At 67.2% G+C, this 25,318-nt stretch carries 27 protein-coding genes; 15 read left to right on the forward strand and 12 right to left on the reverse strand.

What is annotated here, in order from left to right; genetic code table 11:
- Window positions 1-46: 46 nt before the first annotated feature.
- Window positions 47-2,266 (reverse strand): cation-translocating P-type ATPase, encoded by a 2,220-nt coding sequence (locus E3O25_RS15035; RefSeq protein ID WP_134361546.1) that lies wholly within the window; start codon window positions 2,264-2,266, stop codon window positions 47-49.
- Complete coding sequence (locus tag E3O25_RS15040; protein ID WP_092106203.1) at window positions 2,266-2,487, reverse strand: heavy-metal-associated domain-containing protein; 222 nt, start codon at window positions 2,485-2,487, stop codon at window positions 2,266-2,268. The genes E3O25_RS15035 and E3O25_RS15040 overlap by 1 nt, the downstream gene beginning before the upstream one ends.
- Before the next feature lie 118 nt (window positions 2,488-2,605).
- On the opposite strand from E3O25_RS15040, the gene E3O25_RS15045 reads away from it, so the two are divergent.
- Both E3O25_RS15045 and E3O25_RS15050 read left to right on the forward strand, forming a co-directional pair.
- On the forward strand, window positions 2,606-2,914 hold the full coding sequence (locus E3O25_RS15045) for a metal-sensitive transcriptional regulator (protein ID WP_134361547.1): 309 nt from the start codon (window positions 2,606-2,608) through the stop codon (window positions 2,912-2,914).
- Between the two features lie 102 nt (window positions 2,915-3,016).
- Window positions 3,017-3,676 (forward strand): response regulator transcription factor, encoded by a 660-nt coding sequence (locus E3O25_RS15050; RefSeq protein ID WP_092106207.1) that lies wholly within the window; start codon window positions 3,017-3,019, stop codon window positions 3,674-3,676.
- On the opposite strand, the gene E3O25_RS15055 is transcribed toward E3O25_RS15050, so the two are convergent.
- Together E3O25_RS15055 and E3O25_RS15060 are read right to left on the reverse strand one after the other, a co-directional pair.
- Entirely contained in the window at window positions 3,576-5,354 is a 1,779-nt protein-coding gene (locus E3O25_RS15055; RefSeq protein WP_134361548.1) for a GAF domain-containing sensor histidine kinase, read from the reverse strand. The two genes, E3O25_RS15050 and E3O25_RS15055, sit on opposite strands and share 101 nt — an antisense overlap.
- A 68-nt stretch (window positions 5,355-5,422) precedes the next feature.
- Entirely contained in the window at window positions 5,423-6,277 is an 855-nt protein-coding gene (locus E3O25_RS15060; protein WP_092106210.1) for a universal stress protein, read from the reverse strand.
- A gap of 231 nt (window positions 6,278-6,508) precedes the next feature.
- Between E3O25_RS15060 and E3O25_RS15065 the strand changes: the two genes are divergently transcribed.
- From E3O25_RS15065 to E3O25_RS15085, 5 genes are all read left to right on the forward strand, one after another.
- On the forward strand, window positions 6,509-7,564 hold the full coding sequence (locus E3O25_RS15065; RefSeq protein WP_092106212.1) for a zinc-dependent alcohol dehydrogenase family protein: 1,056 nt from the start codon (window positions 6,509-6,511) through the stop codon (window positions 7,562-7,564).
- A gap of 24 nt (window positions 7,565-7,588) precedes the next feature.
- Window positions 7,589-8,155: a flavodoxin domain-containing protein gene (locus tag E3O25_RS15070; RefSeq protein WP_134361549.1), complete on the forward strand. Its 567-nt coding sequence runs from the start codon at window positions 7,589-7,591 to the stop codon at window positions 8,153-8,155.
- Between the two features lie 142 nt (window positions 8,156-8,297).
- Entirely contained in the window at window positions 8,298-9,161 is an 864-nt protein-coding gene (locus E3O25_RS15075; RefSeq protein ID WP_092106217.1) for a universal stress protein, read from the forward strand.
- Between the two features lie 348 nt (window positions 9,162-9,509).
- Window positions 9,510-10,058, forward strand: coding sequence for a hypothetical protein (locus tag E3O25_RS15080; RefSeq protein WP_134361550.1), 549 nt, complete (start codon window positions 9,510-9,512; stop codon window positions 10,056-10,058).
- 110 nt (window positions 10,059-10,168) lie between these two features.
- Window positions 10,169-11,128 (forward strand): hypothetical protein, encoded by a 960-nt coding sequence (locus tag E3O25_RS15085; RefSeq protein WP_092106221.1) that lies wholly within the window; start codon window positions 10,169-10,171, stop codon window positions 11,126-11,128.
- On the opposite strand, the gene E3O25_RS15090 is transcribed toward E3O25_RS15085, so the two are convergent.
- Window positions 11,125-11,937: an NUDIX hydrolase gene (locus E3O25_RS15090; RefSeq protein WP_134361551.1), complete on the reverse strand. Its 813-nt coding sequence runs from the start codon at window positions 11,935-11,937 to the stop codon at window positions 11,125-11,127. The genes E3O25_RS15085 and E3O25_RS15090 overlap by 4 nt on opposite strands.
- A gap of 161 nt (window positions 11,938-12,098) precedes the next feature.
- Here E3O25_RS15090 and E3O25_RS15095 point away from each other — a divergent pair, with 161 nt between their 5' ends.
- From E3O25_RS15095 to E3O25_RS15125, 7 genes are all read left to right on the forward strand, one after another.
- Window positions 12,099-13,154, forward strand: coding sequence for a 2,3-butanediol dehydrogenase (locus tag E3O25_RS15095; RefSeq protein WP_092106223.1), 1,056 nt, complete (start codon window positions 12,099-12,101; stop codon window positions 13,152-13,154).
- Between the two features lie 61 nt (window positions 13,155-13,215).
- The gene (locus E3O25_RS15100; RefSeq protein WP_092106790.1) at window positions 13,216-13,983 is read left to right on the forward strand and encodes an MBL fold metallo-hydrolase; all 768 of its coding nucleotides are present in this window, start codon (window positions 13,216-13,218) and stop codon (window positions 13,981-13,983) included.
- A 53-nt stretch (window positions 13,984-14,036) separates the two neighbouring features.
- Window positions 14,037-14,465 carry a DUF1801 domain-containing protein gene (locus tag E3O25_RS15105; protein ID WP_134361552.1) on the forward strand — a complete coding sequence of 143 codons (429 nt, stop codon included), beginning with the start codon at window positions 14,037-14,039 and terminating at the stop codon, window positions 14,463-14,465.
- Between the two features lie 166 nt (window positions 14,466-14,631).
- Window positions 14,632-15,591, forward strand: a complete 960-nt coding sequence (locus tag E3O25_RS15110; protein WP_092106227.1) for a hypothetical protein — start codon at window positions 14,632-14,634, stop codon at window positions 15,589-15,591.
- Complete coding sequence (locus tag E3O25_RS15115; protein ID WP_241988619.1) at window positions 15,592-17,169, forward strand: hypothetical protein; 1,578 nt, start codon at window positions 15,592-15,594, stop codon at window positions 17,167-17,169. It abuts the gene before it with no gap.
- Window positions 17,166-17,846 carry an ABC transporter ATP-binding protein gene (locus tag E3O25_RS15120; protein ID WP_134361553.1) on the forward strand — a complete coding sequence of 227 codons (681 nt, stop codon included), beginning with the start codon at window positions 17,166-17,168 and terminating at the stop codon, window positions 17,844-17,846. The genes E3O25_RS15115 and E3O25_RS15120 overlap by 4 nt, the downstream gene beginning before the upstream one ends.
- Window positions 17,843-19,177: an ABC transporter permease gene (locus E3O25_RS15125; protein WP_241983966.1), complete on the forward strand. Its 1,335-nt coding sequence runs from the start codon at window positions 17,843-17,845 to the stop codon at window positions 19,175-19,177. Before E3O25_RS15120 ends, E3O25_RS15125 begins: the two co-directional genes overlap by 4 nt.
- 245 nt (window positions 19,178-19,422) lie before the next feature.
- Here E3O25_RS15125 and E3O25_RS15130 read toward each other — a convergent pair whose 3' ends face one another.
- Window positions 19,423-19,923 (reverse strand): Imm61 family immunity protein, encoded by a 501-nt coding sequence (locus tag E3O25_RS15130; RefSeq protein ID WP_241988636.1) that lies wholly within the window; start codon window positions 19,921-19,923, stop codon window positions 19,423-19,425.
- Between the two features lie 279 nt (window positions 19,924-20,202).
- Window positions 20,203-20,685, reverse strand: a complete 483-nt coding sequence (locus tag E3O25_RS15135; RefSeq protein ID WP_134361555.1) for a hypothetical protein — start codon at window positions 20,683-20,685, stop codon at window positions 20,203-20,205.
- 291 nt (window positions 20,686-20,976) lie between these two features.
- Between E3O25_RS15135 and E3O25_RS15140 the strand changes: the two genes are divergently transcribed.
- The gene (locus E3O25_RS15140) at window positions 20,977-21,363 is read left to right on the forward strand and encodes a hypothetical protein (RefSeq protein WP_134361556.1); all 387 of its coding nucleotides are present in this window, start codon (window positions 20,977-20,979) and stop codon (window positions 21,361-21,363) included.
- A gap of 6 nt (window positions 21,364-21,369) precedes the next feature.
- Here the strand turns inward: E3O25_RS15140 and E3O25_RS17040 are convergent, their stop codons facing one another.
- From E3O25_RS17040 to E3O25_RS15160, 5 genes are all read right to left on the reverse strand, one after another.
- Window positions 21,370-21,522, reverse strand: a complete 153-nt coding sequence (locus tag E3O25_RS17040) for a hypothetical protein (RefSeq protein ID WP_166806036.1) — start codon at window positions 21,520-21,522, stop codon at window positions 21,370-21,372.
- A complete protein-coding gene (locus E3O25_RS15145; protein ID WP_092106243.1) occupies window positions 21,519-21,698 on the reverse strand; it encodes a hypothetical protein in 180 nt (59 codons plus the stop codon). Before E3O25_RS15145 ends, E3O25_RS17040 begins: the two co-directional genes overlap by 4 nt.
- Complete coding sequence (locus E3O25_RS15150; protein ID WP_134361557.1) at window positions 21,698-22,384, reverse strand: hypothetical protein; 687 nt, start codon at window positions 22,382-22,384, stop codon at window positions 21,698-21,700. Before E3O25_RS15150 ends, E3O25_RS15145 begins: the two co-directional genes overlap by 1 nt.
- 146 nt (window positions 22,385-22,530) lie before the next feature.
- Window positions 22,531-23,862: a class I SAM-dependent methyltransferase gene (locus tag E3O25_RS15155; protein ID WP_092106247.1), complete on the reverse strand. Its 1,332-nt coding sequence runs from the start codon at window positions 23,860-23,862 to the stop codon at window positions 22,531-22,533.
- Entirely contained in the window at window positions 23,859-25,238 is a 1,380-nt protein-coding gene (locus E3O25_RS15160; protein ID WP_092106249.1) for an FAD-binding oxidoreductase, read from the reverse strand. The genes E3O25_RS15155 and E3O25_RS15160 overlap by 4 nt, the downstream gene beginning before the upstream one ends.
- Window positions 25,239-25,318 lie beyond the last annotated feature (80 nt).

Raw genomic sequence — 25,318 nt, forward strand, 5'->3', positions numbered from 1 at the left:
CCGTCCAGAAGGAGAACACGCACATACCGGGCCCGGAAAGAAATGGTCAGGCTGGCAGGGCCCGAAAACCGCGCAGACGCAGACTGTTGGTCACCACGAACACCGACGACAGGGCCATCGCCGCCCCGGCGATGAGCGGGTTCAGCAGCCCGGCCATCGCGAGCGGAATCGCCGCGACGTTGTAGGCGAAAGCCCAGAACAGGTTGGCCTTGATCGTCGTGAGGGTGCGGCGGGCCAAGCGGATGGCGTCCGCTGCGGCCAGCAGATCGCTGCGCATGAGCGTGAGATCGCTCGCCTCGATGGCCACATCAGTGCCCGACCCCATGGCAATACCGAGGTCAGCGGTCGCCAAGGCCACGGCGTCGTTCACCCCGTCACCGACCATCGCCACCACGTGCCCCTGCGCCTGCAGGTCAGCAATCACCCGCGCCTTGTCGGCGGGCAGCACCCCGGCGGTCACATCGGTGATGCCGCAGGCATCGGCGACAGTCTGCGCGGCGGCCGCATTGTCACCGGTCACGAGCATCGGAGTGAGTCCCAGCGCTCGAAACCGGGCCACCGCCGCAGCGCTCGTGGGTTTGAGCGTGTCGGCGACGGTGAGCACACCCCGCACCTGGCCCTCCCAGGCCACCATGACGGCCGTCTTGCCCAGTCCCTCTGCGGTGCCCATCACCGCCTGCATCTCGACCGGCACGACAATCTGCCACCGATCAATCAACCACGCGGGCCGCCCGACCAGAACCTGCCGGCCCTCGACCACGGCCTGCACGCCGAGCCCCTGCTCCGACGCAAACGAGGACGAGGCGGCCACCGCGCCCAGCTTCGCCACCGCGCCAGCGGTGATGGCCCGCGCAATCGGATGCTCCGACCCGCTCTCCGCCGCCCCAGCCAGCCCCAGCAGCTCATCAGCAGAACCGCACTCGTACGGCACAACGGTGGAGAGCGTCATGCGCCCGGTGGTGATCGTTCCGGTCTTGTCAAGAACGATCGTGTCGACGCGCCTCGTGGATTCCAGAACCTGCGGCCCCTTGATCAGGATGCCCAACTGCGCGCCGCGCCCGGTCCCCACGAGCAGCGCGGTCGGCGTGGCCAGCCCGAGCGCGCACGGGCAGGCGATGATCAGCGTCGCGACGGCCGCCGTGAACGCGACGGAAGCCCCGGCGCCGACCAGCAGCCAGCCGGCCAGCGTGGCCAGGGCGAGAAGAATCACGATCGGCACGAAGATGCCCGAAACCCGGTCGGCCAGCCGCTGCACCTCGGCCTTGCCGGTCTGCGCCTGCTCCACCAGCCGGCCGATCTGGGCCAGCTCGGTATCAGCGCCAACGCGCACCGCCTGCACCACGAGCCGCCCGCCGGAGTTTAGCGTGGCGCCCACAACGTTGTCGCCTGGCCCCACCTCGATCGGCACGGACTCGCCGGTGAGCAGGCTCGCATCGATCGCGCTCGAACCGTCAACGATGACTCCGTCGGTCGCGACCTTCTCCCCCGGTCGCACGACGAACTGGTCGCCGACCACGAGCAGCGCGGTGCTGATGCGACTCTCGACACCGTCCCGCAGCAGCGTGGTCTCCTTGGCACCGAGCTGGAGCAGCGCCTGCAGGGCCGCGCCGGAGTTGCGCTTGGCCCGCGCCTCGGCGTAACGACCGGCCAGAATGAACACGGTGACAGCGGATGCCACCTCCAGGTAGATCTCGTCGGCGCCGCCACCACCGATCATCGTGAAACTCATGGTCATGCCCGCCAGGCCGGCCATGCCGAAGAACAGCGCGTAGAGCGACCAGCCGAGGGCGGCGAGCACACCGACGCTGACCAGGGTGTCCATCGTCGCAGCACCGTGCCGGGCATTCACCCAGGCGGCGCGGTGGAACGGCCAGGCGCCCCAGATGGCGACCGGCGCCGCGAGGGTCAGGGCCAGCCACTGCCAGTTCGCGAACTGCAACACGGGAATCATCGACAAAACAGCAACCGGCAGGGCCAGCGCGGCCGAGATCAGAAGGCGCTGGCGCAGGGCAGCGACCTCGAGCGAGCCGGCGTCTTCCACGACCACCGGAGCCGGCAACGCCGCCGTGTAGCCGGTGGCTTCAATGGTCTTGATGGCGTCGTCGACGCTTGTACCGGCCGGCACGAAAACGCTCGCCTTCTCGGTGGCGTAGTTGACGGTGGCGGCGACCCCCGGCATGCGGTTGAGCTTCTTCTCGATCCGCGCGGCGCACGAGGTGCAGGTCATGCCCCCGACGAGCAGGTCAACCTGTTGACCGGCCGACATCAGAGGGCTACCAGCCGGTAGCCCGCCTCTTCGACGGCCGCTGCGACCAGGGCGGGGTCGAGCTTTGACGCGCTCGTGACGCTGACCTGGGAGGTGCCGCCCGTGACCAGGTTGACGGTGACGGATTCGGCGCCCGCAAGGGCTGATATCTCTTCGGTCACACTCGCTATGCAGTGGCTGCAGGTCATTCCGTCAACGCCGTAGGCGGTCGTGGTGCTCATGGTCGTGCCTTACTCTTCTACCCGCAAAGGTCTTCTCCCCCCGAAGGGGCTGTCCTTTCAGCATACCCCTTGGGGGTACCATTTCCGCAATTATACCCCGAGGGGGTACAGTGATGTCATGACCGAGTCAGAGACCCACGACGGCCCGCACGGCTACATCTCGAACAAGGACGCCTACCTCAAGCGCCTGCGCCGCATCGAGGGTCAGGCTCGCGGCCTGCAGGGCATGGTCACCGACGACAAGTACTGCATCGACATCCTCACCCAGATCTCGGCCATGACGAGTGCGCTTGAATCGGTCGCGCTCGGCCTGCTCGACGACCACCTGAATCACTGCGTGCTGCACGCGGCCGTGGCCGGCGGCGCCGAAGCCGAGGCCAAGCTGCAGGAGGCATCCGCTGCCATCGCCCGACTGGTGCGCTCTTAAGGACCTTTGGCCCTAGTCGCCGGGTGAGCACGCGCGTCAGACTGGACAGACTTACCACCGAAAACCGCCCGCCTGCACCGCACCCGGCCGGGAAGGACCCCCATGATCACCCCAGCGCGCACGCCCGACCGCATTCGAGTCTTCATCCTCGACGACCACGAACTGGTGCGCCGCGGCCTGCGCGAGCTGCTCGAGGGTGAGGGTTTCGACGTGGTCGCCGACAGCGGCCTGGCGGCCGAGGCGACACCGCTGATTCTGCAGTTGCGCCCCGATGTGGCCATTCTTGACGCCCGCCTGCCCGACGGCACCGGCATCGAGGTCTGCCGCGACGTGCGTTCGGCCGATCCCTCGGTGCATTGCCTGATCCTCACGAGTTACGACGACGAACAGGCCCTGCGCGGAGCGGTCCTCGCCGGGGCGGCCGGGTACGTGCTGAAGGAGATTCGCAGCACCGACCTGCTCGGCAAGATTCGGCGTGCGGCGGCCGGCGATTCGCTGTTCGACCCGATGCTCAAGGCAGACATCATTGCCGGGCTGGCCGACCCGCAAGACGCCCGCCTCGCGTCACTCACCGCGCAGGAGCGCAAGGTGCTCGACCTGATCGGCGAGGGCCTGACCAACCGTGAAATCGGTCAGAGCATGTTCCTGGCCGAGAAGACGGTCAAGAACTACGTGTCGTCGATGCTGGCGAAGCTGGACTTTCAGCGCCGAACCCAGGCCGCCGTGTACGTTGCGAAACGTGGAGACGAACACCCACGGTAACCTCCGGCACCGGTACCGACCAGCGCAGCCGAGTTCCCTCGCCCACGACGCTGCGCACCGAGAACTTGCCGCCGAGCAGCGCCGCGCGCTCCTTGAGGTTGTCGAGGCCGCTGCGCCGGGTGGGCTTACCGAAGCCGCAACCATTGTCGGCGATGACGACCTTGATGCGGTCGGCGTCGGCGTCGACCGCGATCTCGATCGAACTTGCCCGGGAATGCCGCGCAGCATTGCTGAGCCCCTCCGAGATGACCGCGAGCAGGCTGCTGCCCAGCTCATCGGCGAGCGGCGCGTCGATCGGCCCCGATAAGCGGATGCGGGGCGCATAGGTGAGACTCGCCGCTCCCTCTTTAATGACGGCCAGGATGCGACTGCTGAGCGTGCCGGCGTCCTGCGCCATTCCGCGCAGCGAATAGATCGTGTCGCGCAGTTCCCGAATGGTGTCGTCGAGCTCGTTGGTCACGGCGTTGATCCGGTCGAGGGCGATCGGATCACTGGTGAACCGGCGCAGGCTCTGCATGCTCAGCCCGGCAGCGAACAGACGCTGAATGACCAGGTCGTGCAGGTCGCGGGCAATGCGGTCGCGGTCGCCGAGCACGGCCTGCTCCTCGCGCATGCGATGCACGGACGCCAGTTCGAGCGCGAGCGACACCTGGGTGCCGAAAACCGCGCTCATCTCCAAATCGGTCAGGCTGTAACCAGCGGATGCCGGCGCCCGAGACAGCAAAATCACGCCCTGCCCGTCCCCGGCCGGCCCGAGCGCGGCCACGAGGGTGGAACCCAGGAGCGACCAGTGCGCGGCGGGGCCGGGCGCGGCATCCGCTGCCAGCGTCGGTGCCGGGTGCAGCGGCGGACCGGCGAGCATGACGGACCGGCCGGTCGCGCGCACGTCGTGCAGAACGTCGGCGTGGAGCAGTACGGTCGTACCGATCAAAGCGGATGCCGACGCTTCGGATGCAGGCGCGCCGGCCGCAGCCGCACAGAACAGGCTGTCGCCGGTGGGAAACCCGATCACGGCCAGGTCGGCGCCGGACGCCGCGAGCACCCGTTCGGCCACGAGGTCGAGGCCGTTGTCTTCATCGCCGTCGACCGGTCGCAGCAGGTCGCGGCCCATTTCGGCGACCGCTTCGAGCCAGCGGGAACGGCCGCGGGCTTCGTCGTAGAGCCGAGCGTTTTCGATCGTGACGCCGGCGGCAGCGGCGAGCGCGACGGCGAGTTCCTGATCTTCGTCGGTGAAGTCGCCGCCGCCCTCTTTCTCGGTGAGATAGAGGTTGCCGAACACCGTGTCGCGTACCCGCACCGGCACCCCGAGGAACGACTTCATCGGCGGGTGGTGGGCGGGAAAACCGAAGGAGTCGGGGTGATCGTGCAGGTCGTGCAGGCGAATGGGGCGCGGTTCTCGAATGAGCAGGCCGAGCACACCGTGACCGACCGGCAGCGCGCCGATCTTGCTCACCGTCTCATCGTCGAAGCCCACGGTGACGAAGTGGCTGAGTGCCTGGCCGGCACCGATCACGCCGAGGGCACCGAACCGGGCCTGCACGAGCTGGCAGGCCGCGGTGACGACACGTTCCAGGACCGCTTCGAGGCTGAGGTCTTCGGCCACCGACACGACGGCATCGAGCAGGCCGCGCATTCGTTCCTGGGTGAGGGCAAGCTCGGCGGCAGTCTGATCCGTCATTGTTCTCGTCCCCACCCATCAAGTACGACTTAGGGTCTAACCTTCGCACGCTTTGACGGGTGTAAACCCTACTTGTGGGTTGTTCTGGTGACAATTGTCGGGCAGGTGATGTGCAGCAGCACCTCGTGGCTGACCGACCCCATCAACAGACGTTGCAGAGATCCGCGACCGCGGCTGCCCACCACGAGCAGTTGCGCGTGCCGGGCGGCGGCCACGAGCGCCCGGGCCGGCGACTCGTCGGTCTCGAGAATCTGGTGTACCACGAGGTCGGGGTAGCGGGCGCTGAGTCCCGCCACCGATTCGGCGAGCACGACGCGTTCTTCTTCCATGCGCTCGGTCACGGCCTCGGCCGGAATGCTGCGCAGCACACGACGATTCGGCAGGTGCACCGCATAGAGGGCGAACAGTTCCTGGCCGGTGCGGTCGGCTTCGGCCGCAGCGAAGGCCACGGCGGTCACCGAGTCGGCCGAGCCGTCGACGCCCACGTAGACGCCGGATCGCTCGGTCTCGGGCAGCGACGGAATGACGGCGACCGGGGAGGTCGCCAGCGCGGCGATCTGCAGGCTGACGCTGCCGAACAGTTCGCCCTCGACCCGGCCCTTGCGATCGGTGCCGACGACAACGAGGTCGGCGTCCTTCGACAGTTCGCTGAGAACGCGCGGTGCACTGCCGGTGCGCAGCTCGGTGTGGGTGACGACCGTGGGCGCGAGGGCCGAAGCGCGGGCGCCAGCGTCGGCGAGCAGCTTCTTCTCGGCGTCGAGAATGGAGTCGTAGTAGCCGTAGCCGTCGGCCAGCCAGGTTTCGTACACGGTGTGCATGAGCGTCACCGGGCTCTTGACGTGCTCGGCCCGGGCCATGGCCCACGCGAGGGCGGTCTCGCCGGCAGCCGATTCGTCGACGCCGACCACAATCATCCGGTTCATTGCTCTACCTCATTCTGCATTCGAAAGGGCGGGCCCAGAGCTGGTGCCCCATCGCCTCATGTCCATCCTGTCAGTCGGCAGGCCTCGCGGATAGGGCCGGAAGTCCCGATTAGCTGCCCTTTCCCGCACCGGCGCCACGGGACTTTCGGCCCTAGCCACACCCGGATTCGGGTCGTAGCGTAGCTCTGACGGGTCGACTGCCCGCCCCCAATCACTTCAAAGGAGATACTCGTGAAGGCACTTGTTTATGGCGGTCCAGGTCTGAAGAGCTGGACCGATGTTCCCGACCCGACGCTGCAGAGCCCGACCGATGCGATCGTGCGCGTGGACACCACCACGATCTGCGGCACCGACCTGCACATTCTCAAGGGCGACGTTCCCGCCGTTACGGTCGGGCGCATCCTCGGCCATGAGGGCGTCGGCACGATCACCGAGGTCGGCTCAGCGGTGAGCAACCTCACCGTCGGCGACCGGGTCATCATCTCCTGCATCAAGAGCTGCGGGCACTGCAGCAACTGCAGCACCGGCCTGTACTCGCACTGCCTCGGCGACGAGGGTGCCTCCGGCATCGGCTGGGTCTTCGGCCACCTCATCGACGGCACCCAGGCCGAGTTCGTGCGCGTACCCTACGCCGACAATTCTTTGCACAAGCTGCCCGAGGGCGTCAGTGACGACCAGGGCGTCATGCTCAGCGACATTCTGCCGACCGGTTTTGAGATCGGCGTGCAGTACGGCCGGGTCAAGCCCGGCGATGTCGTCGCCGTGATCGGCGCCGGCCCGGTGGGACTGGCCGCCATCGCCACCGCCGGTCTCTACGGCGCGGCAAGCATCATCGCGATCGACCTCGATGAGAACCGCCTCGAGCAGGCCCGCTCCTTCGGCGCCACCGACACGGTCGTCTCCGGTGCCGCCGATTGGAAAGAGCAGGTGCTCGCCCTCACCGACGGCGCCGGCGTCGACGTGGCCATCGAGGCGGTCGGCATTCCGCAGACCTTCACCATGGCCACCGAGATCGTGCGCCCCGGCGGCAACGTCGCCAACGTGGGAGTGCACGGCAAACCGGTCGACCTGCACCTCGAGAACCTGTGGATTCAAAACATCAACATCAGCATGGGTTTGGTCAACGCCAACACCACGAAGATGCTGCTCAAGCTCGTTGCGAGTAAAAAGCTGGCGGCCGAGAAGCTCGCCACGCACCACTTCAGCTTCGACCAGTTCGTCGAGGCCTACGACACCTTCGCTCGAGCGGCTGAAACCAAGGCGCTCAAGGTCGTCATTTCCCGTTAGTTCGCTCTACCCTCTGGAGGTTTCATGCGCGCCCTGATCGTCTTTGAATCGATGTACGGCAGTACCCGTCTCGTTGCCGAGGCGATCGGGCGCGGCCTGGCCCCGGCCGAGGTGATCCTCGTGCCCACCAGCCAGGCTGCGGGCATCGACCTGTCCCAGGTCGACCTGCTCGTGGTCGGCGGCCCCACCCACGTGCACGGCATGAGCCGTCCGAGCACCCGTCAGGGCGCGATCGACGCGGCCGTCACCCCCCAGCACACCCTGCACCTCGAAGCGGATGCCGCTGGCACCGGCGTGCGCGAATGGCTCGCGCCCCTGAGTGGGCTGGCCTGCCGCGCGGCAGCGTTCGACACCCGGCAGGAGGGGCCGATCCTGCTGACCGGGCACGCCTCCAAAAGCATCGGCAAGCACCTGCTCGCGGCCGGAGCCGATGTCGTGGCCGAGTCGGAGAGTTTTCTGGTGACCAAGAGCATCGCCCTGGTGCCCGGCGAGATTCGCCGAGCCGAAGCGTGGGGCGCATTGCTGCGGGAGCGGGCAACGGCCGGGCCGCAGCATCCGTTCACTATCACCGGGTCGATCACCACCGCCTGAGGCCGGGTCGGGTCTAACTCACCGCGGGAGGTGACTTAAGGCCCTACTCGGGGGCGGCGGCGATGGCTAACGTGAAAAACAATCATTGGTGGCGTTCACACGACCTCCCGCTCGTGGCCCGCCGCCGGAGAAGGGATTTCTCATGACGCACACACTCACCCGCAGCCAGACGGTGGTGGCCTGGGACGGTTCGGAACCCGCCAGGGCAGCCCTCGATTGGTCGCTCGCCCGCTCGAACGACGGCGACCTCACCCTCGTGCGCATCCTCGACCGCACGGTGTCGTCGGCCGACTACTTCAGCTTGGAGTCCTCGACGGAACGGGCCCGCGAGGTACTCAAGGACGACGCCGACCGGGTGAGCGCGCAGTATCCGGCCCTCACCGTGCACGCCGACCTGCGCTCCGGCGACCCACTCACCGAGCTGCGCGCACTGAGCGGCACCGACACCCTTGTCGTCGTCGGCACCCACCGTCGTCGCGGCTCGACCCTGCGCTACGAATGGTCGATGGGGGCCCGGCTGGCCGGTTCGGCCAACGGACCGATCGCGATCATCCCGGAGCGTGACAACAAGCAGCACTCGGGCGTCGTGGTCGGCGTCGACGGGTCCACGGCCGCGAACGCCGCCGTGGAATTCGCCGCAGCCGAAGCCGACCGCACCGGCCAGGAGCTGCACGCGATCCACGCCTGGCAGGAACCGCTGGTCTGGCGTGACACGACCGAACCCGACGCCCGGTTTCTGCAGACGCTGGAATCCTCGCATCGGCGAATCCTCGACGAGTCGCTGCTCGCCGTCTCCCGACGCTATCCGGCCCTCGGCATTCGCGCTTCGCTTGTGCGTGGCGCCCCGCAATCGGCGCTGCTCGACGCCGCCCGCGGCGCCGCGCTGCTCGTGGTCGGCGATCACGGGCTCAGGGGCATCTCCAAGCTGCTGCTCGGTTCGGTGAGCCACTCGATCGTGCTGAACATCCAGTCGCCCATGGTGGTCATCCCGGCACCGCCCGCCTGAGTCGCGCTCCGCGGGTGTTGCGCCAGTGCGCGGGAGCTGAGGCACTGCGCGGGACATACTGTCGGGCACATCCGCAGGGTGACGTCGCCCTGCGCAGGTGTTGCGCCAGTGCGCGGGACCTGCGGCAGCGGGCATCCGCCGGGTAAACGCGCTGCGCGGGACCTGCGGCCTGGCCCGATGTCCAGCGCGACGGGACGAGCAAATTCCCTGTGGTGGGGCCGAAAGACTCTGGTTGGCACGTCCTGGGCGGTCGTAACCTGAGCGGGGCAGAAGCGACCGAACACCGGCCGACCGAACACCGTGCAAATCGAATACCGGCCAACCGACTACCAGAACGGATGCAATCACGTGCTTTCGCTGAAACTTGTGTTCCGGGTGCTGGTCGGCCTGCTGGTGTTCGGTGCGGTTTCGGCGTGTGCCGGGGCGGTGCTCGGAATCGCCGCCAATGGGGCCGGAGTTCCGCTGAGCTATCTCGCCGGCACCCCGTTCTCCTCCTATGTCGTGCCCGGACTCATCCTCGGCATCGTCGTTGGCGGCACCCAGCTGGCCAGCGCCGTCGCACTGCTCGCACACTGGCGGGTGGCGTTGATCCTGTCGACCATCGCCGGATTCGGCATGGTGATCTGGGTCTTCGCCGAGCTGGCCGTGCTCACCGAATACTCGTGGCTGCAGACCCTCTACTTCGGGCTGGGCGCTGTTGAACTCATCGCCGTGCTCGCGCTTTTGGGCGTGGTACCCAGACTGGTTTCGGCTCCCCGGGCACGCACCGTGCCCGCCGGGATCGGATCCCGGCCTGCAGCCCGAACCGACTCGCCCCCGGCGGGGCCTGACGGCATGGACGTCGCGGAACTCCCCGGCACGGCGCGGCGTCAGCCGTTCGGCACCGCCCGCCAATAAACCCAACCAGCCGGCTCACGGCACTCGTAACGGTGGCTGGCACCGAAAGGAACACCTGCCCGCTTCCCTGACGGGTGCCGCGACCCGACCGAGCCGGTTAGGGTTTTGGTATGAGCTCCTTCGCGCAGACCCGTCATCGACTGCGCATGCTGGCGACCGGGATGGCCCTCGCCGGGCTCGCGGCGTCGCTCATTGCGCTGCCGACGACGTCGGCCACCGCGGTACAGCTGCGGGCCGTGGCTGACCAGACAACCACCGACCCAGCCCGCACCGACCCGGCACCAGCAGACCCGGAGACGTTCAACCCCGGCCTCATCATCAGCGACTACAACTTCTTCAACCCGGATGCCCTCACCACGGTGCAGATCCAGGATTTTCTCGAGCAGCGCTCCTGCCGCCCGAGCGGCGGCGTGCCGTGCCTCTGGGAGTACCGCGAGACGACGACCAGCCAACCGGCCCAGGGCGCCGGCCACTGCCGGCCCTACGTCGGTGCCGAGAACGAAACGGCCGCCCGCATCATCGCCAAGATCGCGGCGGCCTGCACGATCAGCCCCGAAGTGCTGCTGGTGCTGCTGCAGAAGGAGCAGTCGCTGCTGACCCGGCCCACGGCATCCGGTTATCTGCGCGCCACCGGTTACGGCTGCCCCGACACCGCGGACTGCGACGCCGAGTACTTCGGCTTCTTCAACCAGGTCTACAACGCGGCCTGGCAGTTTCGGCAGTACACCCAGGAGCCCGACCGGGCGTTCCAGATGGGCAGCGTCGACGTGGGTTTCAACCCCAACGCCCAGTGCGGGGCCTCCGCCGTGATCATCAAGAATCAGGCCACCGCCAACCTGTACAACTACACGCCGTACCAGCCCAACCCGGTTGCCATCGAGAACGCCGGCGACGAGGGCGACGCCTGCTCCACCTACGGCAACCTCAATTTCTGGCTGTTCTACAACAACTGGTTCGGAGACTCGACTCTCGAACCGTTCTCGGTGATCTTCGACGACTGCCTCAACTTCATCGACGGCCAGGGCTGCACGCCCCGGTCACTGCTGCCGAGCATCGCCGCGGCCGGCTAGCGCGCTGGCGGCCCGTCAGCGGAATAGACCCATGGCAGCCCGCCGATCTCGAGGCGGTGCCGCCCCCCGGCCTGCTCGGCGAGCGCGTCATCGGCGTAGGCGACATCTCCCGCCCAGAACAGCGCCGGCCCCTGTTCGCTCGCTCCGAGCCGGGTCTCGTAGTGCGCGAGTCCGCGCTGCTGTGCGCCAGCCACGATTTGGGCCACCGATTCGTGCCCCTGCAGCCCGTGGAGTGTCACCCAGGTCGGTGCCACCAGGGTCATTGAAGCGGATGCATGCCGCGCCAGCGCCTCCTGCGGGCGGAGCCAGACACAGTCGATGACCTCATCTTCGGCGAGCACGATGGTGCCCGGCGGCGCCGCCGTGACGTAGAACCAGGTGCGCAGCCGCTTCGGCACGTTCAGCGGAGGAACCCACAGCGCTGCGGCCACGAGGGTCTCGGGTGCGACCTCCAGCGCAGTCTCCTCGCGCACTTCGCGCACTGCGGCGCGGCGCGCGGCGAGCTCTTCGATGGCCTCGACCCGCAGTGCCGCAGCTGCCCCGCCGGCAGCACCAACGCCCCGGTCTGCTGCGCTGCCGGGCAGCTCCGCGAGCGGACGGGCGCGGCCGGCGGGCGCTGAGGAATCCGTTGGCAACCGATCGTCGGCATCGACGCCGCCGCCGGGAAAGACCCACGCGCCGGCGAAAGACCCACGGTGGCGCGGCCGCTCAAGCAGCAGCACCTCGGGGCCCTCCGGGCTGTCCCGCAGCAAAACCACGGTCGCCGCGACTCCGATCGGTGCTGGCACGGTCTCGGTGTCTAGCGTCATCGCTGGTCCTCAAGGTTCGGTAGTGCGGGGATTCCCACCCTATCGCCGGGCTCTGAACCCACAACGACCGCATCCCGGCGTAGGCTGAAAGCACCCCGGGGCGTACCGCAGGTGCCACGAGGGTACCGACGCTGCTTCGGTGCAAGGAGTAGTGACGCATCATGAAGGCAGCTCGTTTTCACGGCCCGGCGGACATTCGCATCGAGGACATTCCCGCCCCCGAGCTTCGACCGGGAGCCGTCGCCATCGACGTCGCCTGGTGTGGCATCTGCGGAACAGATTTGCATGAATACCTCGAAGGACCGATCTTCATTCCGGCCGAGGGCCACCCGCACCCGCTCTCCCACGAAGAAGAACCGGTCACGCTCGGCCACGAATTCTCGGGCACCATCAGCGCACTCGGCGAGGGCGTGACCGACCTCGCGGTCGGCGACAATGTCGTGGTCGAACCCTATTTCGTCTGCAACGAGTGCGCGCCCTGCCTGGCCGGCAACTATCACCTCTGCATCAAGATGGGCTTCATCGGCCTGGCCGGCGGAGGCGGCGGACTCAGCGAGAAGGTCGTCGTCGACCGCCGCTGGGTGCACGCCATCGGCGACATCCCCCTCGACGAAGCCGCGCTGATCGAACCGCTCTCCGTCGCCCACCACGCCTTCGTGCGCAGCGGAGCGAAAGCGGGCGATGTCGCCCTCATCGGCGGGGCCGGCCCGATCGGCCTGCTCGTCGCCGCCGTGCTCAAGGCCGAAGGCCTGACCGTGATCATGTCCGAACTCAGCGAGGCCCGCAAGGAGAAGGCGCGGGTCACCGGGGTCGCTGATTACGTGCTCGATCCCAGCAAGGAAGACGTCGTCGCCCGGGTGCACGAACTCACCGACGGCAACGGCGCCGACGTGTGCTTCGAGTGCACCAGCGTGAACGTCGTGCTGAACCAGCTGTTCGACGCTGTGCGGCCCGCCGGCGTCATCGTCAACGTGTCGATCTGGGGCAAGCCGGCCAGCATCGACATGCAGAAGCTCGTGCTCAAGGAGATCGACCTGCGCGGAACGATCGCCTACGTGCGCGATCACCCGGCCACGATCAAGCTCGTGCAGGAGGGCCGGGTCAAGCTGGCCCCGTTCATCACCGGACGCATCGCGCTCGATGACCTGATCACTCAGGGCTTTGACACGCTGATCAACCACAACGAGACCGCGGTCAAGATCATCGTGCACCCGTAGCACGCGCCAGGTGGCGCTTCCAGCCGGAAGCGCCACCGATCGCGGCGGTAAGCTGCCAACCATGCCCGCCGACATCACGCGCACGAGTGCGCTCACCCGCAGCCTGCTCGCGCCGAACGCCGGGCCGATGACACTCGACGGCACCAACAGCTATCTCATCGGCGCCTCGGACGCACCAGCGTTGGTCGTCGTCGACCCAGGGCCGCTGCACAAGGGTCACCTCGCCGCCCTCGCCGCCGTCGGCCGGGTGGAGCTCGTACTGATCACCCACCGGCACGCCGACCACACGGCGGGCAGCGTGCGATTCGCTGAGCTCACCGGCGCCCCGGTGCGGGCCTTCGACCCGGCCTTCTGCGTCAACGGTGACCCACTCGTCGACGGTGAGCTGCTTACGGTTGCCGGCACCAGCATCCGGGTGATCGCCACCCCCGGACACACCGACGACTCGGCCTGCCTGCACCTGCCGGGCGACGGAGAGGCCGGATCGGTGCTCACCGGCGACACCATTCTCGGCCGGGGAACGACGATCATCGACGGTTCCCTCACCGACTATCTCGCCTCCCTTGAAGCCCTGCGCGCGCTCGGACCGGCCACGGTGCTGCCCGCGCACGGCCCGGTACTGCCCGACCTCGCGGCCAGCTGCACCGCCTACCTTGCTCACCGCCACGAACGGCTCGACCAGGTGCGCGTTGCCCTCGCCACGCTCGGTTCCGCAGCGACCGTGGCTCGGGTCACCGATCTCGTCTACGCGCAAACGGATGCCGCGGTGCGGTTCGCCGCCGAAGCATCCGTTATAGCGCAGCTCGCCTACCTGCGCACGCACGCCTGAACTTTGCGCCGTGAGGTCTGGCCTGCACCGGCATGCGCGCGCGATACTGAGCTATGGCCGAGAACAAGACCCAACCCACCGATGCCTCCGTCGAAGATTTTCTGAACGCTGCGACACCCGCCCGCCGCCGTGACGACGGCAAGGCCCTCGACGCGATCTTTCGCGAGGTGACGGGTGCCGATCCCGTCTTGTGGGGACCGTCAATCGTGGGCTACGGAACATACCGGTACGTCTCACCGGTGAATCCACTCTCCAACGGCGACTGGATGAAGACCGGGTTCTCGCCGCGCAAGGCCCAACTGTCGATCTACGGCCTCAAGGACACAGCTGAGGGCGCCGCTCTGCTACCGCAGCTCGGCAAATACACCGAGGGCATGGGGTGCGTCTACGTGAGAAAGCTCGACGACATCGACCTCGACGTGCTGCGCCGACTCATCGCGATCGCCGCGGCACGGGGCGACGACCCGGCAGCAGTCCTTTAGTTCCGGGGGAACTTGCACCGCAAACAGACCGACCAGTATGGTCTTTGTAGCGCTGCAACGTGGCGTTCACCCCCCCATTCGTCCGCGCAATGCGCTACCTTATGGGGAGATCGGGGGCGGCGATCAGTCACTGGCGCACCCACACAAAGTTCAAAGGGGAAACTTCATGCGCTATCGCTCACGTGTCACCGCCGTCGCCACCGCGGCCCTTCTGTCGCTGACGCTCGCAGGGTGCGGTGGCGACACGGCGGCCGCCAAGCTCGACCCGGCCGAGAGCCCGCTGTCGAAGTACATGTCATCGATGTACGGCGACTACGACGAAGACTCCATGATCGCGCAGCAAAACGAGCAGGAAGAGCTCATCGCCACCTGCATGGCCGACGAGGGCTTCGATTATGTTCCGGTCGACAACTCCCAGTACAGCGGAATGATGAGTGATGACGGCGAAGAATACGGCACCGAGAAGTGGGTGGCCGAGAATGGCTACGGCATGAGCCAGTCTCCCGAGCAGATCGCCGAGCAGCAGGAGCAAAGCGAATCGTACGTCGACCCGAACCAGGACTACGTGATGAGCCTGTCCGAAACCGAGCAGGCCGCGTATTACGAAGTGCTCTCCGGCGTTCAGCCTACCGAAGAGGAAATGAGCGAAGACGGCTCGTACGAATACAACTGGGAGACCTCGGGCTGCCAGGGTTTCGCCAGTCATGAGATCAACGGCGACCAGCCGTCACAGGACGAGCACGCGGCGCTGTACGACGCAATGAGCGCCATGTACGAAGCAGCCCAGTCTTCCCCCGCCATCGTCGCCCTCGACGCCGAGTGGGCAACCTGCATGGCCGACGCCGGGTACGCAACCTTCCTCAAGAAGGCCGATGCTCAGGAGTCGATCTCCAACGACCAAAACGCAATCTATGAGAACTCGGCAGAGACCGGTCCCGACGAGCAGGCCCTCGCCGACCTGCGCGAGAAGGAACTCGCCGTGGCCATGGCTGACTTCACCTGCTCCGAAGATCTCGACTACACCGAGGCCTCCACGAAGGTGCAGTTCGAGCTCGAAGAGCAGTTCATCATCGATCACAAGGCCGAACTCGACGCGCTCATCGCAGACTCCGAGCAAGGCAAGTAGGTGTCGCGATTCGGGCGACGACAGCGCGAGCCTGACGCCACGGAGGTGCTCGACCTCGTCGGCGCTGACGAGACCATCATTCCGGTTGCCCACTCGCGCAGCCAGGGCTGGCGCCGCCTGTTCGCGGGCAACCGGGTGATCTGGGTGATGGCCACGGTCGCCATCGTGGCGCTCGTGGCCGGCCTCGGGCTCGGTCAGTTGATCGTCTCGCCCGGGCAGGCCGCAGCGGATGCCGACGCTCCCGCCGCCGGCCTCATCACCGTTCCCATAGAAAACCGCACCCTCGCCAACGACGTCACCATGCGCGGCGACGCCAGCTACGCCGACTCGGTTGAGGTGTCGATCGAAACCGGCGAACTCGCCGGCGCACCCATCGTCACCGGGCAGGTGCCCGAAGTCGCCGCCATCTTCGACACCGCCTCGATCGCACTCGAGGTCACCGGCCGCCCGGTGATCGTACTGCCCGGCGACCTGCCGGTCTACCGCACCCTGCGGGTCGGCGTTTCCGGCCCCGACGTGTTGCAGTTCAAGCAGGGCCTAAACGCTGCGGGCATCGACGCCGGTTCGCTCGACTCCGACGTATTCGACGCGCAAACGGCGAGCGCGGTCACCGCCCTCTACGCCAAGGTCGGCTACCCCGCTCCCACCGGCGGCGGCGACGTCGCCGATGCCGTGAGCGGCGCCGAAGCCGGGGTCACGGGCGCGCAGGCATCCGTTGACAGCGCCAACGGCGCACTCACCGTCGTGCAGGGCGCCGCGTCGAACGTTGACGTCGTCGAGCAGGGCAACCTGGTGCGCAGCGCCGAGCGCGCGCTCGCCCTGGCGCGAACCGAAGGAACCCCCACCGCGATAGCGGATGCCGAGGACGCCGTCACCCTGGCCGTGGCCCGCCAGGCCCAGGCCCTGGCCCCCCGCGACTCGAGCGCCGAAAAGGCGGCCGTCACCGCCGCCAAGGCCGAGCTGACGCGCGCCAGCGAGACCCTCCGCGACGCCCGCGACGGCGCGCTCGCCTACCTCCCCGCCGGTGAGGTGCTCTACCTGCCCGGCCTGCCCCGCCGGGTCGACGAAATCAGCGTGAAGCGCGGATCCAGCATCTCCGGACCGGTCATGCGGGTCTCCGGCGCCACCCTGGTGATCTCCGGCTCGGCGACCGCGAGCGATGCCGCCCTGCTCGAAGTCGGCGCCCCCGCCGTGCTCGCCATGCCCGACGGAGACCAGCCCGCCACGATCAGCTCGATTGTTCCGGCCGAACCGGCCAGCGGCGAGACAGCCAGCGGCCGCTTCACCGTTTTGTTCGCGCCCGACGCCCTCACCGACGAACAGATCCAGGCCGTGCAGGGCAGCAACGTGCGCGTGCGCATCCCCGTCAGCTCCACCGAGGGAGAGGTGCTCGCCGTTCCGCTCGCCGCGCTCACCGCCGGGGCCGGCGGTGAATCCCGAGTCGAATTCGACCCCGGAGACGGAGCCGAGACCGTGCTGGTCGAGGTGACCACCGGCCTCGCCGCCGAAGGCTTCGTCGAAATCACCGCGGTCGACGGTTCGCTCGGCGTCGGCGACCTCGTCGTGGTGGGCCGGTGACCGCGGCCCCGGTCGTCGAACTGGTCAACGTGACGCGGTCGTTTCCCGGTCCGCCCGAGGTGCAGGCGCTCAAATCGGTCAACCTGCGGGTGGAACGCGGCGACTACCTGTCGATCGTCGGCCCCAGCGGATCGGGCAAGTCGACCATGCTCAACCTGCTCGGCCTGCTCGACCGGCCGAGCGTCGGCGAGTACCACCTCGACGGCCGGGACACGAGCCTGCTCGATGAGAAGCAGCGCGCCATCGTGCGCGGCGGCAGCATCGGCTTCGTCTTTCAGGCCTTCCACCTGCTGCCGCACCGCACCGTGCTGGACAACGTGCTGCTCGCCACCCTGTACAGCGGCGTGCCGCGCGCCGAACGTGAGGACCGCGCCCGCGCCGCCCTCGACCGCGTGAAACTCAACCACCGGCTGGACTTTCTGCCCGGCACCCTCTCCGGCGGTGAACGCCAGCGCGTGGCTGTGGCCCGCGCCGTCGTCGCCTCGCCCGAGCTGCTACTCGCCGACGAACCCACCGGAAACCTCGACGAGACCACCGGCGGCGAGGTCATGGACCTCTTCGAAGAACTGCACGCCGACGGCCTCACCCTCATCGTCATCACCCACGACCAGGCGGTCAGCGACCGGGCCGACCGCCGCGTGCGCATCACCAACGGCCGCCTGAGCGAGCTGTCATGAGCTTCTCCCTCAAGCGGATGCTGCGCCGCCGTCCGCGCGCCGCCGCCGTCCCCGGTACCGAGCCTGCGGCATCCGCTGAACTGACGGCGAGCATCGTGCCGGTCATTCGCCGGGCCGACCGGTTCTCGGTGCAAGACCTTTTGGTCGAGGCCAGCTACGGCGTCGGCGCCCGGCCCAGCCGACTCGTCATGACGACCCTCGGCACCGTGCTCGGCATCGCCTCGCTCGTGGTCACCATCGGGTTCGCGCAGACCGCCGCCGGGCAGATCTCCAACCAGTTCGACGCCGTGTCGGCGACCCAGGTCATGATCGAACCCGCCTCGACCCGCAACTCGAGCGGCGCGGAGCAGGCCACCGGCCGGCTGCCCTGGGATGCCCCGGAACGGGTCGACCGTCTCGCCGGGGTGGAACGCGCGGGTCTCGTGGCCGATGTCGACGTCGCCGGCCAGCCCGTGACTTCCGTTCCCGTCAACGATCCGTCGGCGGCGCAAACCCTGAGCCCCGCCGTCATCGCAACTTCGCCGGGCCTGCTTGCCGCAGTGCGCGGCAACATCGTCACCGGGCGCTTCTTCGATGCCGGTCACGACGAGCGCGGCGACCGGGTCGCGGTGCTCGGCTCAAGGGCCGCCGAAACCCTCGGCATCAACCGGGTCGACAGTCAGCCGTCCATCTTCATCGGCGAGGTGTCGTACACGGTCATCGGCATCATCGACGGCGTGGAACGCCGCGCCAACCTGCTCGACGCCGTCATCGTGCCGCTGAACACCGCGCGGGCGGAGTTCGGCCTGACCGCCCCGGCCGAACTTCACCTGCAGATTCAGGTTGGTGCCGGCACGCTCGTGTCCCGGCAGGCGCCGATCGCGCTCGATCCGAGTTCGCCCGAAAACTTCACTGTGCAGGCTCCCGCCGCTGCCTCGTCGCTGCAAGACAACATCCAGGCCGACATCAACATCGTCTTCCTCACGCTCGGCATTCTCGCGCTGCTCGCCGGTGGCCTGGGAATCGCCAACGTCACCCTGCTCTCGGTGATGGAACGGGTCGGCGAAATCGGCCTGCGGCGGGCCCTCGGCGCCACCAAGCGCGACATCGCCCGGCAGTTCATCGTGGAGTCGGCCGTGATCGGCCTGCTCGGCGGCCTGATCGGCTCGGCGCTCGGGGTGTTCGCGGTCGTCGTCGTGTCGCTGCTGCAGGGCTGGACGCCCATTCTCGATCCGTTCGTCGCCATCGGTGCCGCCCTGCTCGGAACCGTCGTGGGCCTCGCCGCCGGCGCCTATCCCGCCGTGCGCGCCTCCAACATCGAGCCGATCACCGCCCTCCGCGGTGGCACCTGATCCGCTCGCTCGCGGGTTTCAGCTGCACCCGGGTTCGCCGGGTGCAGCGGCCAGAGTCACCGTTCTACCGGGGTGAGGGGTCAGTTCCATGAAACAACCGGGCATGCTCTTCTACCTGGCTACCGTCAGCACCCCGTGCGGCGCTTGGGCGCAGTCCGAGGACCACAACTGGTACTGAGCCCGGGTGGCTCGCCTGCTTGCGCGCACTGGTACATCAGCCTCTGACAGGCCAGTCAGTCACAGCACTAGTTCGTCGAGAACAGCGGACCGCCCGAAACACTCAGCGCCGACTCGATGATCTCAGCGACACTCGCCTCGGCAAAATGTGAGAATTGCACGTCCGGCTGCAATCGGTACGGGTCGTTATGGACGAACCTGACGGGAGGCCGTTCTCCCACCACGATCGTCACCCTGCCATCGTCTTCGTGCGCACTCGCCCGCGCGGCATACTCGCCTATGCGTCCGGGGATCTGCAGTCGGGTCAGACCCTCCCGCTCACGCACATCATCAGCAAGTTTGACCGCAAGGTACCGTTCGATGTCGATCAGGTCGGACGAACTCATTATGAAGCCCTCCGGTTCGCTTCGCTCAGCTCGCGTGAGCGAAAACCCAGCCAGACCCCCGAAATGAACGTAATAGCGAATCTCACCGCCAACGTCGGCGATAAGAGCGACTGGGCCCTCGTCGCTGACCTCGATGGCGTACCGCGCCCGGATAACCCACGCACTGAACGGCTCCGAAAACATATCCGGCTTCACTGCATCACGGCCACCGGCGACATTGTCGCGGTCGGCGGTCCAGACTCACTTGTCATTGAGAACATCGCCTCCAAAATACGTAACGACTTCTTGATCGGTTGCCTCGAAGGCGAGCCGCTCATCCATAGTCCACCAAGTCCTGCACACACTACATCGGTAGAGCTCCACGTGCATAGGAACGTTTTCAGCGACGAAGTCCGGCCGTTCGGCCGTCTCCCACTGACGGCGGCACAGGGCGCAGCCCTGCTCTTCCCAACTCTTCATTCTCTACTTGTCCCGAGCAGCGAGCCGGGCACGCCCCTCAGCCAACCGCAACTTCAACCATTCAGGCTGCTTGTCCACATTGCGAGGAAACTTCTCCTGGTCGGTCACGTAACTGATCGGATCTATGCCGCCAAGACTGAAGTCGACCTCCCGGTCGTAGTTGTACTCCACGCTTGCCGCACCTGACGCCTGAACGACGACCAAAACGCTGAACCACGTACCTGCACCGGGGCGGTAGCACGCCTGTCGTAAAACCTTGAAAGCGCGGTCCAGTTCGTAAGGGGTATCGGGCGTGTTGTACCGTCCCGCTGGCGCTTCGAGTCTCCCGGCCGGGTTGAACGCCATCACCTTGCTTGCTACACCAGCCACAGTCATACTCGAGCGATACTCGATACGTTCGTCACCATCGACCAGCAACCCAAACAAGATGCTGCCCACCGTATTGAAGGCTTCCTGCTCCGCGAACAACCCAGACGGTTCAGACATTTTCGAAAACTTCCTTGAAGGTGTCTCCACCGTCCATTGCGTAGTTGACTGTGAACGCTTCGGGCACTTTGCCTCCGTCTGGGTCGTGCGGTCGAACATCGACCATCATCCTGGTATCTGGGTCCGCGGTCGGCATCGTGCGCCAGCTGTTCGCCTAATTGAAGAATCTCTCGCCGCCGCCCCGGTGAAGCGAGGTAAGCATTGCGGCCATGTTGGCGTACTCGCCACCACCACCGTAACTGTTCCCAAACAGGTGGCCACCATCGTAATCCGCACCCCCCTCGTTCCGTCGTGCTCGACGGCCAGGCCTTTCTGCAAGCGGATGCCGCCACCTCGGCCGCGCTCGGCCTCACCCCCGGCGGCTACACCTGCCACGCCCTGGGCGACGCGGTTCTCGACGAGTGGCGCACCGTGCTCGACCCGGCGCTGCTCCTCGAGTCGCTCGCCGGCGGTGCCGGCTTGTCGAGCGGACCGGTCACCGGCGAACCGGCGCGCATCAGTGTTGTGATCGACTCGGGCGAGGGGTCGGCGAGCAGTCTCGTGATCGCGGCGGAAGGGCATCCGCTGCCCAGCCGTCTCACTGTGGGCGACGCGCTCGGGGTCGCCGACGTGCGCTTTTCGGCGTGGGGCACAGCCGTCGAGGTTTCAACGCCGGCCCCGGTCGTGCAGGCCTGCTAGAACGCGCTACCAGCCGGCGATGCCGGCGCAGGCGAAGCCGAGGCGGTTCAGGCCGGATTCCTGGTCGGTGAAGGCGCGCCATACCCCTGCGGTGTCGCCCGATCGGGCGGTCTGTTCCATCGCGTCGAGCGTACGCGGGGCGCCCTGGGCCCACGTCACGTAGTCAGTGTTGTCGATGCCGGTCGATCCCTCGGCCGCGCCAGGGGCACCGGACCGATCAGCGAAACGACCGGGGGCAGCACTTTCGCATTGCCCTGACTCTCGATCACACGCTGCATGAGCGCGACGACGGGTTCGGCCAGAGGGGTGCACCGGTCCTGCAGCACGTCGGTCATCAGTTCGCCTTCGGCTGGTTGCTTCTGGGCATGTACCAGGCCGAGGTGTTCGTCACGTCGTAGGTCACGGCAACACCGTGACGCTCCGCAGCGGTCACAAGAGCCTGAACCGCGTCTTGAAAAACGGGGCCGACCATTCCCTGACCCCAGACGCCTTTGAATCCGGTCACCTTTTTGTCGGCGTCGAGAGCGCGCAACACCTTCGGCGGGTTGCCGACCCGCGCCAGCACCGCGTCGGAGTCTGTGACGAAGACGTCGACGAACATCGTCGAGTCCGTGCCGAACAGGTGCGTCACGGTTGAGGTGTACGGCGACATCCCCCGCGGCGTCAGCGAGTGGTCGTAGATTCGCACGTACCGAACCTCAGCCCACGTGATCGTTGCCAGTCGCGGCAGGCCGAGACCGACATCGGAGACGGAGAGCGCAAGACGATTGTCGGCATTCCACTTGTTCTCGGCCTGACGCGCGGTGAACAGGCTGGTCGCTGCGCCAATCCCGAAGACGAGAATGACGAAGACGCACGCGAACCACGAACGGGCCGTGAGGGCGCTGGCGACCAGGCCGCCCAGCAGAAAGAGCGTGAATACCACGCCGGCGACGGTGTTAGCTCGCCGGTACCTTGCGGCGAGCCCCGGAGCATACCGGGCGACGTAGGCGTTCTGCAGAAACGGAGGTGTCGGTTCCATGCTGGTGCGCTCCTCAGACCGGTCGTTGGCAGCGAAGAATCCAACGAGCCGCCCTGACCCCCATTCGCGGACTAGTCAACGAGTCTCCATCGTACAGGCCTGCCCGTGCGCATCCGCTTCTCTGGCCCGTCTTCGCCGAACGAGGGCTAGGGCGTCCACCACGGCCGCAGCGGATGCCCGCCCCCACCGCTCCGCTCGTCTGGCCTGGCCAGCAGCACCTGGTGCAGCTGGATCCCGTTGCTCTCGAACCCGAGCCGCGAGCCCGCCATGTACAACCCCCACACCTTCGCGGTGGCAAGCCCGACCTCGGCGACCGCCTCGTCCCAATGCTCGACGAGGTTGGCGCCCCAGTCGCGCAGCGTCAGCGCGTAGTGGTGACGCAGGTTCTCTTCGTGCAGCACTTCCCAGCCGGCATCCTGCGCTTCGCTGATGATCCGGCCCGAACCGGTGAGCTCGCCGTCGGGAAAGACGTAGCGATCGATGAACCCGCGGGTAGACGGTTCAGTTCGATTCTCCGGCCGGGTGATGCAGTGATTGAGCAATAAGCCGCCGGGCCGCAATCGGGATTGCAGAAAACGAAAGTACGCCGCATAGTTGCGAACGCCGATGTGCTCGAGCAGCCCAATGGACGACACCGCGTCAAACCCGGTTTCGGTGATGTCGCGGTAGTCGCCGAAGCGCACCTCCGCCAGATCGTTCAGGCCCTCCGCAGCGATCGAGCGCTGGGCCCAGGCGGCCTGCTCGCTCGACAGCGTCACGCCGGTGGCCCGCACGCCGCGGCGAGCGGCGTAGCGCACCATGCCGCCCCAACCGCACCCGACGTCGAGCAGCCGGTCGCCCGCCGCCAGGTGCAGCTTCTCGAAGACGAGGCGGTATTTGTTTTCCTGGGCATCGTCGAGGGAGACGTCGCCGCGTGGGTAGCAGGCGCAGGTGTACGTCATCGACGGCCCGAGCACCCACTCGTAAAACCGGTTCGAGACGTCGTAATGGTGATGGATCGCTTCGGCGTCACGGGTCTTGCTGTGTCGCAGCCCTCCGGCGACGCGGTGCCAGCGCGGCCCTGCTTCCTCCGGCGGCGGCGCGATCGGGCGCAGCTGCCGCACACCGATGGAGCGCACAATGTCCAGCATCGTTCGCGCCGGCGGGCGGGTGAACTCCAGGCTGTCGGCGAGCGCCTTGAGCAGTTCGTAGGGATCACCGGGGTGAACCCCGTGCAGGTCGAGGTCGCCGGAAATATAGGCGCGGGCCAGTCCGAGGTCGCCGCGGCTCGTGGCAAGGTAGGTCGTGCCGCGCGGGGTCAGCAGGTCCAGCCCGAACGGTGCACCAGGCGGTCCGGCCGTGCTTCCGTCGTAGGCGGTGAATCGCACCGGGAGGCGACCGCCGGCAAGAATCTCCAACACCTGGGCGAGGGTGAATTTACCGGCCGGGGCATCCGTCGCTGTTGTCGCCTTCGTGGCACGATCCTTGAACGTCGTCATCGTCGTTGCACCGCCTTGGAATAGAGGTCGAGGAGCCGGGAATCGGGGTCGTAGCGTTTCTTCGCGGCCCGGTAGCTATCGCCGCCGTAGAGTTCGTCGAACTCCTCGCGGGAGTAGTAGGAGTCGGAATAGAGCGATTTGCGCCCGTCGAGTTCGCCGACTTTGTGTTCGATCAGTCGGTTGGTCTCCCCCTCGATGCTCCCGACCGGCACTGTCGACCAGAACCCGACGTTGACGTAGCCTTGCTTGGGCCGGATCGGGTAGAGCGGCCAGCGTTCCTCGCCCCGCAAACGCAGCGGGCACAGCCAGATCGGCTCGATCGGCACGTTGTTCAGAAACCAGCCGAGAAACTCCGCGCACCGTTCGATCGGTATCTCAACGTCTTGGACGACTCGCTCGCGGGGCGGCCTGCGGTGGAGTTGTTCAATGCGATCGCCGAGATGAAACCGCTGTTCGATGCGCATCAGCTTGCCGTACGTGCTGCTGCGCCGAAGCGTTCGAGGCCAGATCCGGCGAACAAGCGGATGCTGCGCGCCGAACGCTTGAGAGCACCAGAACCAGTCGGTGTCCCAGCGCCACAGGTAGTCGTGGATGGTGAGGCGATCGGTTGTCACGCCCCGCTCGTGCCTCAGGGAACGGTAGTAGATCTGCTGGCCCGAGTAGTCGCTGACCGGGCCGGGATCGCTGGTCTTCCGGCCCAGGCAGAGGTAGCTTTCGTCGGCGCCGAACACGACGCCGTCAAGATAGTCGACGGCAACCCCGTCGAGGCTGCCGGTCATCAGGATGCCGTCCATCGCCGCGACCAGGTCGTCGAGCGAGTGGAATCGCACGTGGGTGAGCGCCACGAACCGCTCGACGGGTTCGAGTTCGATTCTCAGACGCACCGTGTAGCCGAGCGTGCCGTAGCAGTTGGGGAAGGCGCGAAACAGCTCGGAATTCCCGGTCGGCGACGCGGTGAGCACGTCTCCGGCGCCGGTGAGAATGTCCATCTCCAGTACCGACTCGTGCGGCAGACCGTTGCGGAACGACGTCGACTCAAGGCCAAGGCCGGTGACCGCGCCGCCGAGGGTGATGGTCTTCAGTTGCGGCACCACCAGCGGCGCCAATCCGTAGCGCAGCGTCTCGGCGACGAGATTCTCGTAGGTGCACATGCCGGCCACGTCGGCCGTCCGGGCCGCCGCGTCAATAGAGATGACGTTGGTCAGCCCCGACGTGTCGAGGCCTGGAACGCGGGTGTTCGTTCGGGTTCGGAACAGATTCGAGGTGCGCTTGGCCAGCCGAATCGGGGCCGTCACCGGCACGGCGCGATAGCTTGCCAGAAGGCGCTGCACGCCGGCGGCGTGAGCGCTCCGGGCGTTGAGCACAGCAGCGGGCACGCCCTCACGTTAGTCCCGGTCTGGGCAATCGCACCAGTGCTCGGTACCACCTCAATCGTGCCGATTACGGGGGCCTCAAT

The sequence above is a fragment of the Cryobacterium sp. TMT1-3 genome, from assembly GCF_004402315.1.
GTDB classification, from domain to species: Bacteria; Actinomycetota; Actinomycetes; order Actinomycetales; family Microbacteriaceae; genus Cryobacterium; species Cryobacterium luteum.